We start from the raw sequence: 14595 nt of genomic DNA on the forward strand, positions 1-14595 counted from the left end.
AACTTCCCCCTTATTACTATTTTCTATTTCACAAAATAAAAAATAGATTTTTCTTGCTCATCCACATTTACTCCTGGCGCGTATGTATGAACTTGTTGCAATACTTCTTCTATTAGCAACTCTAACTCCTGCACACTATTTTCTGGACTCCCTATTAATGTATCTGCCATACGTTTATATAATTTTTCAGGTTTAATAGTCATTCGTTCCACATTATTAGGCATCCATTTAAACGCTGGATGATGTACGTACATTTTATTCAAACCAAATAAAACACCAAATACATTCCTTTGTACTTCACAAATAACGTCATAAAGCATAAGCCAATCTTTCCGTTTTAAAAGCGCCTTTCGATTGTGCCAACGATTACTTAACCATAGATTTTCTGAAATCATCCGTTTTGCTAGTTCATCTGGATATGCCGCTACTCTATCTTTTAATTCATTCACTTTCCCTTCTCCATACAAACTAACACCATCATGAACAGATGATACAATACATTGTTTTTCATAACTTATATCATATTGATCCACCACATCCGAAATCACTTTCTCTACTGTCTCTGTTAAAAAGTTACTAATCTCTAATTTAATTCCCTCTTTCGTTAAATACGTTTCCGACCATTCTTCTTCCTCATACGGATGATACGATAATATTTTCCCATCAATATGATAAATAGGGGCCCTACGATCCTCATCTTCCGGCGGTGTTGACCATAAAATATGTAATTCTATATCTGAATGTTCATCTTCAAGTTTTCTAGCTACTGAACCCGCTAAAATAATAGCTTCCACTTTCGGATTTTTCCTATAAATCTCTGCCATCTCTATTGCTTTCTCTTTTAATCCCAATTCATTTCCTCCTAAAATTGCAGTAATCCCCTTACTTTTCATTTATCTATTTCGATTTTACAGCTTGCATTACCTTTTCAAATTCCTACTACATCATATTTCTATCCAATAGCGCTGAATAACTTCACCAGTACGAGAAGAAACTACTTCATTTTCTAACACACCGCCAACCTTTTGAATCGTTTTAGCAGAACCGATATTGGATTTATCGCAAGTTATTAACACTTTCTGTAATCCTAATTTTTGTGCTTCAGCTAATGCAAGTTGTAGTTGTTTCGTAGCGTAACCGTGGCGACGCTTATTTGGATGGACACTATATCCAATATGACCGCTTACCCGTAATAATTCTGGATTTAATCTATGTCTAATATTCACAAAACCTATAAGTTCCCTTTTTTCAAAACTTAAAAACTGGCTAGATGGCACTCGATTAGCTAGTATATTTTCTCCTAGTTCTTGTTTACTCACTTTTTCAAACCATTCATCAAGAGAATCAAAGTTTTGTAAAGAACTACTTCCATGTGGTTGTTCCCCTGATTGTAAAAATGCCTGTCTATACGCCGTAATATGCTCACTATATTCATGGATTGGTTTTAATAGTTTCATTGTTCTTCTCCCCCTTCTTCATTCCATAAAACAAACACCTTAATAGCAGCTATTCACTATTAAGGTGTTTCTATCCTTTTTATTCAAATAACCCCATACTCAAATAACGTTCCCCTGTATCAGGCGCAATACATAAAACTTTTTTACCAGCGCCTAGACGTTTCGCTATCATGATTGCAGCGTAAACAGATGCTCCAGAAGACGGCCCAACTAATAATCCCTCTTGTCTAGCTAAGTTTCTCATTGTCGTTAAAGCCTCTTCGTCTGCAATTTGAATAATTTCGTTATACACTTCTATATTTAAGTTTTTCGGGATGAACCCTGGGCTTGTTCCTACTAGTTTATGAGGACCTGGTACACCACCTGATAAAACGGGAGATCCTTTCGGTTCCACTACTGCAATATATAAGTTTGGTAATTTCTCTTTTAACGTTTCACCAGTCCCTGTAATCGTTCCGCCTGTTCCTGCCGTTGCAACAAAGGCGTCAAGCTCTCCATCCATTTGTTCATAAATTTCAAGCGCAGTCGTATAGCGGTGAATATTCGGATTAGCTGGGTTTTCAAATTGTTGCGGAATAAAACTATTCGGTATTTGCTTTTGCAATTCTAACGCCTTCGCAATTGCTCCTGGCATTCTTTGTTCTGCTGGTGTTAAAACTACTTCTGCCCCGTATGCTTTTAATAAATTAATACGCTCTTTTGACATATTGTCTGGCATAATTAAAATCGCTTTATACCCTTTAGCTGCTGCATTCATCGCTAAACCAATCCCTGTATTCCCGCTTGTCGGTTCAATGATTGTATCTCCTGGTTTGATGAGACCATTTTCTTCTGCAACGTGAAGTAAATTATAAGCAGCACGGTCTTTCACACTGCGCGATGGATTAAACATTTCTAGTTTCACATACACATCTGCTGCGTCTTCCGGAATAAATTTAGATAATCGGACGACAGGTGTATCGCCTATTAATTCTGTTACGTTTTCACATAATTTCATAGCGCATCCCCTATTCTATCGTTTTCTTATCACTTGGCAGTAACCATGAAGTGAGTCCAATTAATGGTAGACAACTACATAATAGCATAATAAATTGCAGGCTATATATATCTGCTAATTTCCCAAGAACTACTGCACCTAATGCTCCAAGTCCAAACGCAAGACCTACGATTAATCCTGACACCATTCCCACTTTTCCAGGTACAAGCTCTTGTGCATATACAACAATTACACTAAAACTACTTGAACTAATAAAACCGATACATAAAAATAACGGTACGACCCACACAAGTGAGACATGTGGTAATAACAGTGCAAGTGGCGCTGAACCTAACATTGAAAATACGATGATATTTTTCTTACCAAATCGATCTGCTAACGGTCCTCCGAAGAAAGTTCCTAACACACCAGCAATCATAAATGCGAATACGAAATACTGTGCATTTTTTATAGATAAACCATAATGCTCTATTAAGTAAAATTGATAGAAATTCCCGATACCAGCACCGTACCAAGAACGTACAAAAGTAAGAAAAACAAGAAGTATAATAACGAATTTAATGTGTGTACTTACAATTGCATTTTCCGCCTCAAGCGCAGCCCTCTTCTTCCTTCTTACAGCGCCGGTTGCTAATTCATTTTTGTACCAATTCGATACGAAAATTAATAATACAATTCCTACTGCTGCAAATGCTGTAAAACCTAATGAACCAATTTGACCGAGTGGAACGAAAATTAGCGCTGTAAAAATAGGAGCTAAGGAATTCCCCGTGTTTCCCCCAACTTGATAAATCGCTTGCGCTAACCCTCGTTTTGCACCTGCCGCCATATACGCAACACGAGCGCCTTCTGGATGAAAAACTGCGGAACCTAAACCAATAAATAAAACAGAAATAATAACAATAATAAAGTTTGGTGCAAACGCGAGTCCAATCATTCCAAGCATGCTTGAAAACATACCGAGTGGTAATAAAAATGGTGATGGCTTCTTATCTGAATACATACCAAACACCGGTTGCATAATCGATGACGTCATATTTAAAGCAAACGCAATCCACCCTACTTGCATATAGGATAAATTCATCGTTTTTTCCAAAATAGGAAACAACGCCGGCACAACTGCTTGCATCGAATCATTTAAAAAATGCCCAAAGCTAATCGCAAATAAAATTCGATATATTGTCGGTGTTTCTACAGTTTTTTTGTGTGAAACTGCCTGCATATGTGAATCTCCCCTTTCTGTACAAAATATATATTTATTACAGTAGGTGTAATAAATTCTGACTTTTGAAACATTTCTATTCTATACTGCTTTCATTTCTTTTTCCAGAAATATAACTTAACTCCCGTCATTGGCTTGCATCCTTGTAACTTTCAGCGGTAAAACAGTACAAAAAAAGACAACCCAATCACATACTGGGTTGCCTCTTACATTAAATTGCAAAATGCTTATACTTCTCGTAATCACTCGTCTTACATTCTATTTCTAATTTGGTACCTTCGTTTTCGTAACTCGTAGATAAAACGTGTGCATGATTATTGAAATACGAAACTACCTGTCCTTGATCATATGGAATTAACATTTCACACTTCGTATACTCTTTATAGATGTGTGAGCGAATCATTTCTACAAGTTCTTCAATTCCAACATGTTTCTTCGCTGATAAATAAACGCGATCTTCTTGCACTTTCGGAATTTCAACATCTACCATATCTGATTTATTATAAGCATAGATCGTTGGAATATTTTCTACTCCAATTTTCTTTAACGTTTCATTTGTAATATCAATTAATTGTTCATAATTTGAATTTGCGTAATCTACGACGTGAATAAGTAGGTCTGCTTCCGCTACTTCTTCTAACGTTGAACGGAACGCCTTCACAAGATGATGTGGTAATTTACTTACAAATCCAACTGTATCTGTTAATAAGAATGATTTATTATCTGGCAAATCAATATTTCGTACAGATGTTTCTAACGTCGCGAATAACATATCTTTTTCAAATACTTGTTTTTCTTCTGTACCATTATAAATTTCAAGCATTGCATTCATCGTCGTTGACTTTCCTGCATTCGTATAACCTACTAATGCTACAACAGGTATTTCATTTTTCTTACGTTGCTTTCGCTGCGTTTGACGCTGGGCAACGAGCGCTTCTAAATCTTTATTTAAAACTGAAATTTGTTCTTCAATTTTACGACGGTCTAACTCTAACTTCTTCTCACCGACACCTTTATTTTTCGTACCAACGCCGCCGCTCTGTCTTCCTAACGATTCACGAAGACCGATTAAACGAGGCATCATATACTGAAGATGGGCTACTTCTACTTGTAGCTGTGCTTCTTTCGTTTTCGCACGTTGCGCAAAAATATCTAAAATTAAAATGGTACGATCAATTACCTTACAATCTAAATCCTCTTCTAAATTTCGAATTTGTGAAGGAGATAATTCATCATTAAAGATGACCATATTCGCATCTATTTCTTGTACATACGCTGCTACTTCTTCAATCTTTCCTTTTCCGATATAATGCGATGGATTTACTCGTTGTAAATTTTGCGTTACTTGCCCAATTACCTCTACATCACAAGCTTCCGCAAGATTTGTTAACTCTTCCATCGAATATGCAAAATCATCTTCATTACCTACATTTACTCCAACTAAAACTGCTCTTTGTAATACTTCTTCCATATATTTATTCCTCCATTTCGATTACGTAAAATAAAAAACACAGGTCGCTGCCTGTGTTTTCGTAAACGGATAAGGGTTCATCAAAGAAATAGAAGAAAGCTGTGCTTTCATCCTATCTCATAGTAAAAAAAGTCCCAAAATCGTATACGTATCCACAATAAGTGTTCACCTATACAATCCCATTCTATTTATAAAGGCAAAACAAAAAGAGGGCGTATTCGTCCCTCCCTCTTTTTCACATATAAGCTTAATAAAGGGTTCCTTTAAAATAGGCAGACCAATCCCGTTCACTCTGTACACAGACAGAGCCTTTGAGCGCTATTCAATTATTGGCACAAAGTATTGAGACGTAATCTGATTAAGATCAAAGGAAGCCCCTCCGTTCATTTTAAGTTACATAAAGTGTAGCATAAGTAATTCGCTTTCACAAGGTTTAACAACCTATATCACACTAAAGAAAATCGTTATATTTTTACTTTAATCGTCATTTTTTGCGAATTTTTCTCACAATAAAAATAACAAAAGCAATTATCAATTTTAGAAACTTCTCGTATATTATTTTTACAACACTCGCTAAATTCCTTCATAGTAAGTTAAGTCGTTCAATACATCAAAAATCTATATTGACATTTTATAACCTAATATTAGTATCAGGTTATAAAAATAAAAATTAGGAGATGTTCCTATGCATTCTAAATCTCGTATTACTGCAATTGGTACTTATGTTCCAAATCAAATATTGTCTAATAACGATTTAGAAAAGATGGTCCATACGAATGATGAATGGATTGTACAAAGAACAGGAATGAAGGAAAGAAGAATCGCTAGCGAAGAAGAATATTCCTCAAACTTAGCCATTAAAGCAATTAAAAATTTATGTACAACATATAAGAAAAACTTAGAAGATGTCGACTGTATCATTGTCGCTACTACTACTGCTGATTACGTTTTCCCTAGCGTTGCTTGCCAAATACAACAATACTTCAACATACCTCATACACTAGCTTTTGATTTAAATGCAACTTGTGCTGGTTTTACATATGGACTACACGTCGGTAATAGCTTAATCACTTCTGGATCACATGAAAAAGTACTTGTCGTAGCGACAGAGACATTATCTAAAGTTACTGATTATACCAATAGAACGACCTGTATTTTATTCGGTGATGGTGCTGGAGCTATTTTATTAGAAAGAGATGAAGACACCCCAAGCTTTATCGCTGCTCACATGGGAACAAACGGTGATGGCGGCATTCATCTATATAGAACAAACTTATCTACTACTATGAATGGCACACCACTGCAAACAAATGAAAAAATCGTTCAAAATGGAAGAGAAGTATATAAATGGGCAACACGTACAGTGCCAAAAGGCATAAAAGATTTAATACATACCGCAAATATGCCAGTAGATGATATAGACTGGTTCATACCCCACAGCGCTAACTTACGAATGATCGAATCTATTTGCGAAAAATCTCAAATTCCAATACAAAAAACATTAACGAGCGTGGAATATATGGGGAATACCTCTTCAGTCACCATTCCACTCGCTCTAGATTTAGCTATAAAAGAAGGGAAGTTAAATAATGGAGACACACTTTTACTATACGGATTCGGTGGTGGTCTTACACATTTAGGGCTTATTGTAGAGTGGAATTTAATTTAAGTGTATAAAAAGAGGCTCTAGTCAGTAACTAGAACCTCTTTTTCATTTAATTTCTTGCCCCTTTTCGAGACCATATCACAACAGGAATAAGTAATAACGCTAACACGCCTCCAGCCAATGACAATGCCGCATAACTTGAATTCGCTACTACCATACCTGACATCGCTCCACCAGAAGCTCCAGCTAGCGCAATACAAACATCTATTTTCCCTTGTGTTTTAGCACGTGTAGACGGTGTTGTGGAATCAACGATTTGTGCTGTACCACTTATCAATCCGAGGTTCCATCCTAGCCCAAGTAAAGAAAGAGCAACGATTAATAATAATAAAGAATCACTTGGCGCTATCGCAGCTATGACACCCGCTGCAAGTAAAATCACTCCACCAGCTATACTCATTGTAGTTCGGCCAATTTTATCAATTAACATTCCTGTAATGAGAGATGGAAGATACATTGCACCTACATGAAAACCTATCACAAGTCCTACTGCACTTAAACCGTGACCGTGGTGTCCCATATGAACTGGCGTCATCGTCATAATCGCAACCATCACTATTTGCGTAAGTATCATTACGATTGCTCCAACTGTAATACCTCGTTTATTTTCTTTCGCTTCTTCTGTTATTGGTTGCCCTTTATATGTATGTTCCTGTTTATATCTTTCTATTATGTTAGCAATAATTAACGGATCTGGACGAAGCATAACAAAAAGAACTAGACCCGCCAGTATAAATGCTGCTGCCGATAGTATGAACGGACCTGCAAGTTTAGGAACTCCAATTGAATGAGCAAAACTTCCCATTACCCCTACTAAATTTGGTCCTGCAACTGCACCGAAAGTCGTCATTACCATCGTAATACTAACAGCCGTTGCTCTCTGCTTCTTATCTGCTAAATCTGTACCTGCATAACGAGCTTGTAGATTCGTGGCTGTACCGGCACCATATATGAGTAAAGAAATAAGTAAAAGAATAATACTATTTGTTAAAGCTGCCATTACAACACCAATTGCTCCAAATCCACCTACTATAAATCCTGTTGCAAGACCTATCCGGCGTCCATATCGTTGCGAAAGCTTCCCTACTATGAAAGCTGCTAATGCCGATCCCAATGTAAACATAGCAGTTGGTAATCCTGCAAATGCATCTGTTCCAAGCATTTGCTGCGCAAGAAGTGCTCCCACTGTAATACCAGCAGCTAGTCCTGCACCGCCAAACATTTGTGAAATGCTGACGATTATTAACGTTCGTTTGTATAGTTTTTGTTGCTCTTCTTCTGTGTACACATGATTATCTATTAAAGCCCCTGCCTTATCTAGCAATTCCCCATCCTCCTTTTAAAATTAAGCCCTCTTGTTAATGTACTATGTATAACGTTACATATTCAATGGCATTTTCCATTCATCCCTTTCATTCTAAAAAACTTTTTAATCATACTCTACTTATCCCATGCTATATTAAAAATACTACTATTCACAATATGCAAGGAGGAAACAATGAAAAAAACAGGCTGCTATAGCCTGTTTTTCTTTACGCTTCTTCTACTAATCTTCCCCTTCTCTTTTTACTCAAAGCTTTCCCTTCCCAAAACAACAAACTTACGAAAGCACAAATTAAAATAATTGGCACACTTGCTTTATATAAATCTGTAAAACTCATAGCCATCTGATTCTTGGCATAATGATTCACATCATTTGAAAATGTGAGTACCTCTTTCTTTATACTTTCCTCTTGTTTTTCAACTTCTTTTGTCACTTGCCTCATAACTTCTTCTCTTTTTACATCTCTATATTCTACTGGAACTTCTCTTAATATTTCATCCGTCTTGTCGCGAATCAATTCTTCCTTTTTCTCTTTACTTAATCCTATTGTCATTGCATTTTGTTTCTTATTTATATTCGACTCTAAACTTTGATTCTCTATTTTCTCTTTAGTCATTTGTAAAATTTCAGTTTGCTCAGCACTATTCACATGAATATTACGCACCTTTTCTTCTGCATAACGATATACTTTTTCTTTATTTACAGTTAAATTGTGAGTTAAGTTAGAGACAAATATTGCAACCGCCAATACAATTCCAACTTGTCGTAACATTGATACAACACTTTGAGAAGCAGTTAACAGTTCTCCTTCAAATGAAGAAGCACTTAAAACTGTAATTGGCCCCACTACTAAACCATATCCAACACCTAATATCATACACGGAATAATAATTTCTATATTTGTTGAATGAACATCAATCATTTGCAACCAATAGTAGGAAAGCCCCATAACAAGAAATCCTGACAAAATAATAGTTACTTTTCCGAGTTTTTTAATTAAAGTTGCTGCAACTGGTGAGATTAAAAATATCATTGCTGAAATAGGTGTCACTAAAAAAGCCGCTTCAATTTCCGTCCGACCTTGTAGTTTCGTCAAGAACGTTGGAAGCAATACAGTAACTCCAATTAAAAATAAATTACTTAATATAACAACGATAGACGCTCCGACAAACATTCGATCTTGAAATAACTTTAAATTCACCATTGGGTTATGAATCTTTCGTTCTACTAAAACAAATAGAATAAGAGAAATAGTGCTAATTGCATAACAAGACAAAGCAATATTACCTTGCCATCCCCATGTATTACCTTTTACTAATATGAGAGTAAATGAAAAAATTGCTGTGCTACTTAATAGTAGTCCTATCCAATCTATTTTTGAGATAATACGTTCTTCATTTTTTATTTGTAGCATGATGCAACATAACACGATTCCTATTATACAAACCGGAACATTAACGAAGAACACCCATCTCCATCCTAAATTTTGCGTAATAATTCCACCTATCACTGGTCCCATAGCAGCTGACAATCCTTGTGTTACTCCTAAAATCGCAAGCGCAACATGCCTCTTAGCTAATGGCATAGCTGATACACCAATTACCATACTTGTTGGAAATAAAATCGCCGCACCAATACTTTGTATAAAACGAGAAAAAATAAGAAAATCACCTGTATTAGCAAAAGCGCAAAGTACCGATCCACCACCAAAAATCACCAGACCAAGAACATACATCTTTGCTTTTCCAAAGATATCAGCTATCCGCCCTAACGGAATGGCAAGTACTGCAATCGTCATTGTATAAACATTTAATACCCAAGACATCTTTTCTAATGAAGTATTTACACTCGATTGTATTGCTGGTAAAGCTATATTCATAATTGTCGTATCAATCATACAAAGAAAGATACCTAGACACATTAAAAAGACAATCTTAATACCCTTTGATTGTTCCATCTTTATATACCCCTTTATTTATTGTGAACGCGTTTTTCATTCTTCTGTTTTATTGTTTTCTTCCGCCTCTAACTCTTCTAATTTTTTCTTCAAAGTCTCTACTTGTGCACTATACGATGCAATACCTACATCTAGTGAAATTTCTTCGACGAAAGTAATACCTACTCTCCACTTTTCATATTTCAATCGAAGATCTGCAATGTACGCTTCTTTTCTTTCAATTTCATCTTTAATCCATTTTTTTATCGTCACATCATCACTATAGTTGCCAAAATACATTCTCATTAAAAAATCCGAACGTAAAACATCCTTCTCTACAGGCGTCTGCATATATTGATAAAACTCTTCACGTCCTTCATCTGTAATAAAGTACATTTTCTTATTCGGTTTCCCCTCTTGCATGACAACCTCTTTTTTTATTTTCCCCTCATTCTCCAATTGTCGTAACGTTGGATAAATCATTCCAAAACTTCCATCAAAAAAGTGGGTAAATACGTCTTCAAAAACAATTTTAATATCGTAACCAGACATTTCTTTTCCCATTAATAAACCTAAAACAACATCTCTTCCCTTCAAAGTAAAACCCCCACATATTATATAATCAATAATCATATTAACAATGTTAATATGATTATTGATTATATACCTTATTCTGTTAATTGTAAAATGTTTCTAAATAAAAAAGCCCCATAATTTGGTTTTACCAATTCACAGGGCCATTTTCTTATTTACTCCTTCACACCTACATCTTGCAAAACTTCAATATCCTCTTTCATTTCATAATAATAAGAAGGCAATTCTATACCATGTTCTAAGAAATAATCCTCTATGAATGAAATAATGATTTTTAACGTTTTCACACGGGCATACAATTTATCGTTACTTTCAATAATATGCCACTTCGCATTTGGCTTACTTGTTCTTTCAAACATGTCTTCCATCGCTTCAACATACTCATCCCATTTTTCACGATTACGCCAATCTTCATCTGTAATTTTCCATCTTTTCAAAGGATTTTTCTCTCTATCGTTAAATCTCTTTAACTGTTCCTCTTTACTTATATGGTAGAAGAACTTCCCTATTATGTAATGGTCATCTGTTAGTAGTTTTTCAAAATCATTAATCTCATCATATGCTCTCATCCACTCTTCCTTTGTAGCAAAACCTTCAACACGCTCAACTAACACACGACCGTACCATGAGCGATCAAAAATGGTAATTTGCCCGTACTGTGGAATTTTGCGCCAGAAACGTTGCAAATAATGGTAACGTTTTTCATGAGGTGCAGGCGCTCCAATTGGATCTACTTGGAACCCACGTGGGTCAAGATGTTCCGTCACCCGCTTAATTGCCCCACCTTTACCAGCCGCATCCCATCCTTCCATAACAAGCATAACCGCGATTTTTTCTTCTTTCAAAATTTGTTGTAATGCTAATAAGCGCCTTTGATATTTTTCGAGTTTCTTGTTGTACTTAGATTTTGATTCAATTTTTTTCGTTAAATCTACTTTAGCAAGATGTCCATTTTCCATAAAACAAATCCCCCTTGTTGTATGACAATGTTATTTTAATATATTTTTGGTAATTTTTTCATATCCTAAAAAGCTGTGTAGGAACATCTCTACACAGCTTCCTTCTCTAATTTCACATCTACAAGCACATTTAACTACATTAAAATAAATAATTTATACGGAACTCTTAGTATATTCTTTTTTTAAAACGTAAAAATAGCCCTTTTAAAAAGGGCAGTAATCTAAGTATAGAAAAAACAAATTTATTCTTTCTTACTACATACGTAATTATGCCAGCTATAAGAGTAGTGAATAAGATATTGATTCACTACTCACAATACTCACTTTACATTATATGGTATATTTACTCGTAAAAAGAAGATAATAACAAGTAAATCCATTAAAGAATGGGAGCTCTCAAAAAATGAAACGAAAAATATTAACTCTCTTTACGCTTATATGTTTAGCACTACCAATGCAAGCTAGTGCTTACACATTTCAGTCACTACCGATTGCGTCAAAGTCTAAACAATGGTATGTCGAAATTGATAAATCTCATAACTCAAACAAGCAAGCAATCCAGCCAAAGCAAGGTGTATTTGATACGTATAGTTTACTCGTAAAAAACATCGGTCATGATGTATCAAACGTATCTGTGGAAATACTTGATAACAATCCTACCTCTAAGGCTACCTTTAAACCTACTACACCTAATGAAAATATTTCTAAAAGTCATACAAGCTTTGAGTACATGGTATTCCCATTAGACTTTAATAGTCATAATTTTAAAGTTGTGATCACTTGGGAAGAAAAGAATTTCTCTTATAACGGCCATCCGGTAAATGAAGGTAAAAAAATGAAACAAACATTTGTATTTAGTGAAGAATAAGTCCTAATTTCTTTAGGGCTTATTCTTCTTTTTTGAAACCTGCTTGTATCGCTTCCGTCACTTCTTTTGTGATTTCTAATTTTGTTGCTTCGATACTAATTTTTTGCGCCAAATATGTATGGAAGGCTTTTCATTACAAAGTTGTTTTATTAATACTGGTTGATTATATGCTAGGTTATTTTCTATATAGGTCTAGCCCTCTTTTCCCATATAATCAATTAAATCGACGAATACTCGGTACAGACAATGCTATTCCAATTGTTAAAATTACTAAACTAGCTAGTGTTATAATAGTTATCTCGCCACCTATGACAGTAGCTAACCAGCCTACAACTACATACCCTAATGGCAATAAAGCAAAAGAACCCAACATATCAAGACTTGCCACTCTTCCGAATGCTTCTTCTGGTACAAGTTCCTGTAAACTCGTTTCCCAAATGAGTCCAAATATCATCATGCCAAATCCTTCAATTGCCATTAAGAATATTAAAGCGGGTGCCCAAGAAATGAATGGCATAATTAATAAAGCAATACCACTCATTAAAACACCTCCATAAGCCAGTAATCCTCTCTTATGCCACCGCTCTTTCCCACCAAATATTAATGCAGCAATTACAGCCCCACCACCAGAAAAGGCCATGCCAAGTCCATACACGTAAGCTTCAAAATGATGATGAACATTAAATAACCACGGAATTAATACGACGATAATGCCGGCATAACAAATATTTATAAAAGAAAAAACTAAAATTGTAATCCACAGCCACGGATGACTTTTTAAAACTAATACACCTTCCATAAACTCTTGTTTGTAATTAAGCTTACTCTTTTCAATGGGTTTTACTTTTTCAAACTTAATTTCTTTTAAAAATAATAAACATAAAAATGATAATAAGTACGTTACTGCATCTAGTCCGAAACCTATCCCTGCAGACGCAACCGATACGATTAACCCACCAAGTGCTGGTCCAATTAATCGTATACCTTGATTACTCATTTGAGTGAGTGCGTTAGCTGCATTACGAATTTCAGGAACGAATACTTTCGCCCTTACAGCAGAATATGCTGGTTGGAATATCCCTTCCATAAGTCCGTATAAGGCAACGAGAATGTATAAAACTGTAATTGTTAATAAATCCATAAATATAAGCGATGCAAGTAATAGCATTAATATACAGCGGAGTATATCCGTAAATAACATTAATTTAACCCGATCAATTCGGTCTACAATTAAACCTGCAAACGGTAAAGCGAGAATATTAGGTAGCATGTACATTGCCATTGTCATTCCCATCACAACTGTTGAGCCAATTAATGAATACACAACAACTGGGAGTATGACCATAGTTATCGAACTACCTAAGGCCGAGAGTAATTGTCCAATCCATAAAAATTTAAAGTGTGGTGATACTTTAACCGGTAATAATAATTTACCAACATAACCTAAACTTTTCTCCTTTTGTATTTCTCCTTGCATGTCTCTTCCCTCTTTTCGAATGACTATAGAATTTATAATTTATAACTTAAAATTTATAATATTCAATTTATAATTATATAAGAAACAATTATGTTATGGTAAAATTATCAAAAAAATATAAAGGAGAATACATCATTATGCCTCTAAATTCACATAACATCGAACACCAGATCTATACAATGTGTATGATCCAACGTAACAATGAAGTTTTACTCATAAAACGCCCCAACCATCGAGGTTTCCCTGGCTACATCGCTCCTGGCGGCAAAGTAGATTTCCCCGAAAGTATCGTTCAAGCCGCTATAAGAGAAGTAAAAGAGGAAACTGGATTACTTGTTTCGAATTTAACTTTTAAAGGATTAGATGAATATGTAAATCCGAAAGGTAATGTTCGGTACATGGTATTTAACTACTGGACAGACTCATTTGAAGGTGAACTTCTTTTAAACCCTCCTGAGGGCGAATTATTATGGATACCAATCGATACAGCACTACATCTTCCTATGCAAGATTGGTTTAAAGAGAGATTCCCATTATTTTTTGAAACAGGCACTTTTGAAATTCAACGTGTTTGGGATAATGAGCTAAATAAACAAATTTCTATGACAATTACCCATACATAAA

At 35.2% G+C, this 14595-nt stretch carries 13 protein-coding genes; 3 read left to right on the forward strand and 10 right to left on the reverse strand.

Annotated features, from left to right (window positions below):
• Window positions 1-23: 23 nt before the first annotated feature.
• The 5 genes from MHI28_RS07950 to hflX form a co-directional block, all read right to left on the reverse strand.
• The gene (locus tag MHI28_RS07950) at window positions 24-851 is read right to left on the reverse strand and encodes a DUF4037 domain-containing protein (protein ID WP_000523164.1); all 828 of its coding nucleotides are present in this window, start codon (window positions 849-851) and stop codon (window positions 24-26) included.
• A gap of 93 nt (window positions 852-944) precedes the next feature.
• Window positions 945-1457: a GNAT family N-acetyltransferase gene (locus tag MHI28_RS07955; protein ID WP_340827740.1), complete on the reverse strand. Its 513-nt coding sequence runs from the start codon at window positions 1455-1457 to the stop codon at window positions 945-947.
• Between the two features lie 79 nt (window positions 1458-1536).
• Window positions 1537-2454: a cysteine synthase A gene (cysK, locus tag MHI28_RS07960; protein WP_000762269.1), complete on the reverse strand. Its 918-nt coding sequence runs from the start codon at window positions 2452-2454 to the stop codon at window positions 1537-1539.
• Window positions 2455-2464: 10 nt separating this feature from the next.
• Complete coding sequence (locus MHI28_RS07965; protein ID WP_001149399.1) at window positions 2465-3676, reverse strand: MFS transporter; 1212 nt, start codon at window positions 3674-3676, stop codon at window positions 2465-2467.
• 211 nt (window positions 3677-3887) lie between these two features.
• Window positions 3888-5147 carry a GTPase HflX gene (gene hflX / locus MHI28_RS07970; protein ID WP_000393288.1) on the reverse strand — a complete coding sequence of 420 codons (1260 nt, stop codon included), beginning with the start codon at window positions 5145-5147 and terminating at the stop codon, window positions 3888-3890.
• 685 nt (window positions 5148-5832) lie between these two features.
• Here hflX and MHI28_RS07975 point away from each other — a divergent pair.
• The gene (locus MHI28_RS07975; RefSeq protein ID WP_340827741.1) at window positions 5833-6816 is read left to right on the forward strand and encodes a ketoacyl-ACP synthase III; all 984 of its coding nucleotides are present in this window, start codon (window positions 5833-5835) and stop codon (window positions 6814-6816) included.
• Between the two features lie 46 nt (window positions 6817-6862).
• On the opposite strand, the gene MHI28_RS07980 is transcribed toward MHI28_RS07975, so the two are convergent.
• The 4 genes from MHI28_RS07980 to MHI28_RS07995 all read right to left on the reverse strand — a co-directional run bounded on the left by MHI28_RS07980 (window position 6863) and on the right by MHI28_RS07995 (window position 11626).
• Complete coding sequence (locus tag MHI28_RS07980) at window positions 6863-8137, reverse strand: MFS transporter (protein ID WP_000884512.1); 1275 nt, start codon at window positions 8135-8137, stop codon at window positions 6863-6865.
• A 208-nt stretch (window positions 8138-8345) separates the two neighbouring features.
• Window positions 8346-10094: an MFS transporter gene (locus tag MHI28_RS07985; RefSeq protein ID WP_000438124.1), complete on the reverse strand. Its 1749-nt coding sequence runs from the start codon at window positions 10092-10094 to the stop codon at window positions 8346-8348.
• Between the two features lie 36 nt (window positions 10095-10130).
• Window positions 10131-10670 carry a PadR family transcriptional regulator gene (locus MHI28_RS07990; RefSeq protein WP_000678344.1) on the reverse strand — a complete coding sequence of 180 codons (540 nt, stop codon included), beginning with the start codon at window positions 10668-10670 and terminating at the stop codon, window positions 10131-10133.
• A 152-nt stretch (window positions 10671-10822) separates the two neighbouring features.
• Window positions 10823-11626: a polyphosphate kinase 2 family protein gene (locus tag MHI28_RS07995; RefSeq protein WP_000427314.1), complete on the reverse strand. Its 804-nt coding sequence runs from the start codon at window positions 11624-11626 to the stop codon at window positions 10823-10825.
• A gap of 403 nt (window positions 11627-12029) precedes the next feature.
• Between MHI28_RS07995 and MHI28_RS08000 the strand changes: the two genes are divergently transcribed.
• Window positions 12030-12494, forward strand: coding sequence for a hypothetical protein (locus MHI28_RS08000; protein WP_000823339.1), 465 nt, complete (start codon window positions 12030-12032; stop codon window positions 12492-12494).
• Between the two features lie 214 nt (window positions 12495-12708).
• On the opposite strand, the gene MHI28_RS08005 is transcribed toward MHI28_RS08000, so the two are convergent.
• Window positions 12709-13971, reverse strand: a complete 1263-nt coding sequence (locus tag MHI28_RS08005; RefSeq protein WP_001161167.1) for an MFS transporter — start codon at window positions 13969-13971, stop codon at window positions 12709-12711.
• 137 nt (window positions 13972-14108) lie between these two features.
• Here MHI28_RS08005 and MHI28_RS08010 point away from each other — a divergent pair, with 137 nt between their 5' ends.
• Window positions 14109-14594 carry an 8-oxo-dGTP diphosphatase gene (locus MHI28_RS08010; RefSeq protein WP_001130579.1) on the forward strand — a complete coding sequence of 162 codons (486 nt, stop codon included), beginning with the start codon at window positions 14109-14111 and terminating at the stop codon, window positions 14592-14594.
• Window position 14595: the final 1 nt, after the last annotated feature.

It is taken from the genome of Bacillus sp. FSL K6-0268, from assembly GCF_038005425.1.
GTDB lineage: Bacteria > Bacillota > Bacilli > Bacillales > Bacillaceae_G > Bacillus_A > Bacillus_A thuringiensis_S.

What these genes read in the sequence shown, in the direction of transcription:
- cysK (WP_000762269.1), bottom strand. Translation starts at nt 2,454, where the DNA reads ATGAAATTATGTGAAAACGTAACAGAATTAATAGGCGATACACCTGTC.
- MHI28_RS07995 (WP_000427314.1), bottom strand. Translation starts at nt 11,626, where the DNA reads ATGGAAAATGGACATCTTGCTAAAGTAGATTTAACGAAAAAAATTGAA.
- hflX (WP_000393288.1), bottom strand. Translation starts at nt 5,147, where the DNA reads ATGGAAGAAGTATTACAAAGAGCAGTTTTAGTTGGAGTAAATGTAGGT.
- MHI28_RS08000 (WP_000823339.1), top strand. Translation starts at nt 12,030, where the DNA reads ATGAAACGAAAAATATTAACTCTCTTTACGCTTATATGTTTAGCACTA.
- MHI28_RS08010 (WP_001130579.1), top strand. Translation starts at nt 14,109, where the DNA reads ATGCCTCTAAATTCACATAACATCGAACACCAGATCTATACAATGTGT.
- MHI28_RS07985 (WP_000438124.1), bottom strand. Translation starts at nt 10,094, where the DNA reads ATGGAACAATCAAAGGGTATTAAGATTGTCTTTTTAATGTGTCTAGGT.
- MHI28_RS07965 (WP_001149399.1), bottom strand. Translation starts at nt 3,676, where the DNA reads ATGCAGGCAGTTTCACACAAAAAAACTGTAGAAACACCGACAATATAT.
- MHI28_RS07975 (WP_340827741.1), top strand. Translation starts at nt 5,833, where the DNA reads ATGCATTCTAAATCTCGTATTACTGCAATTGGTACTTATGTTCCAAAT.
- MHI28_RS07955 (WP_340827740.1), bottom strand. Translation starts at nt 1,457, where the DNA reads ATGAAACTATTAAAACCAATCCATGAATATAGTGAGCATATTACGGCG.
- MHI28_RS08005 (WP_001161167.1), bottom strand. Translation starts at nt 13,971, where the DNA reads ATGCAAGGAGAAATACAAAAGGAGAAAAGTTTAGGTTATGTTGGTAAA.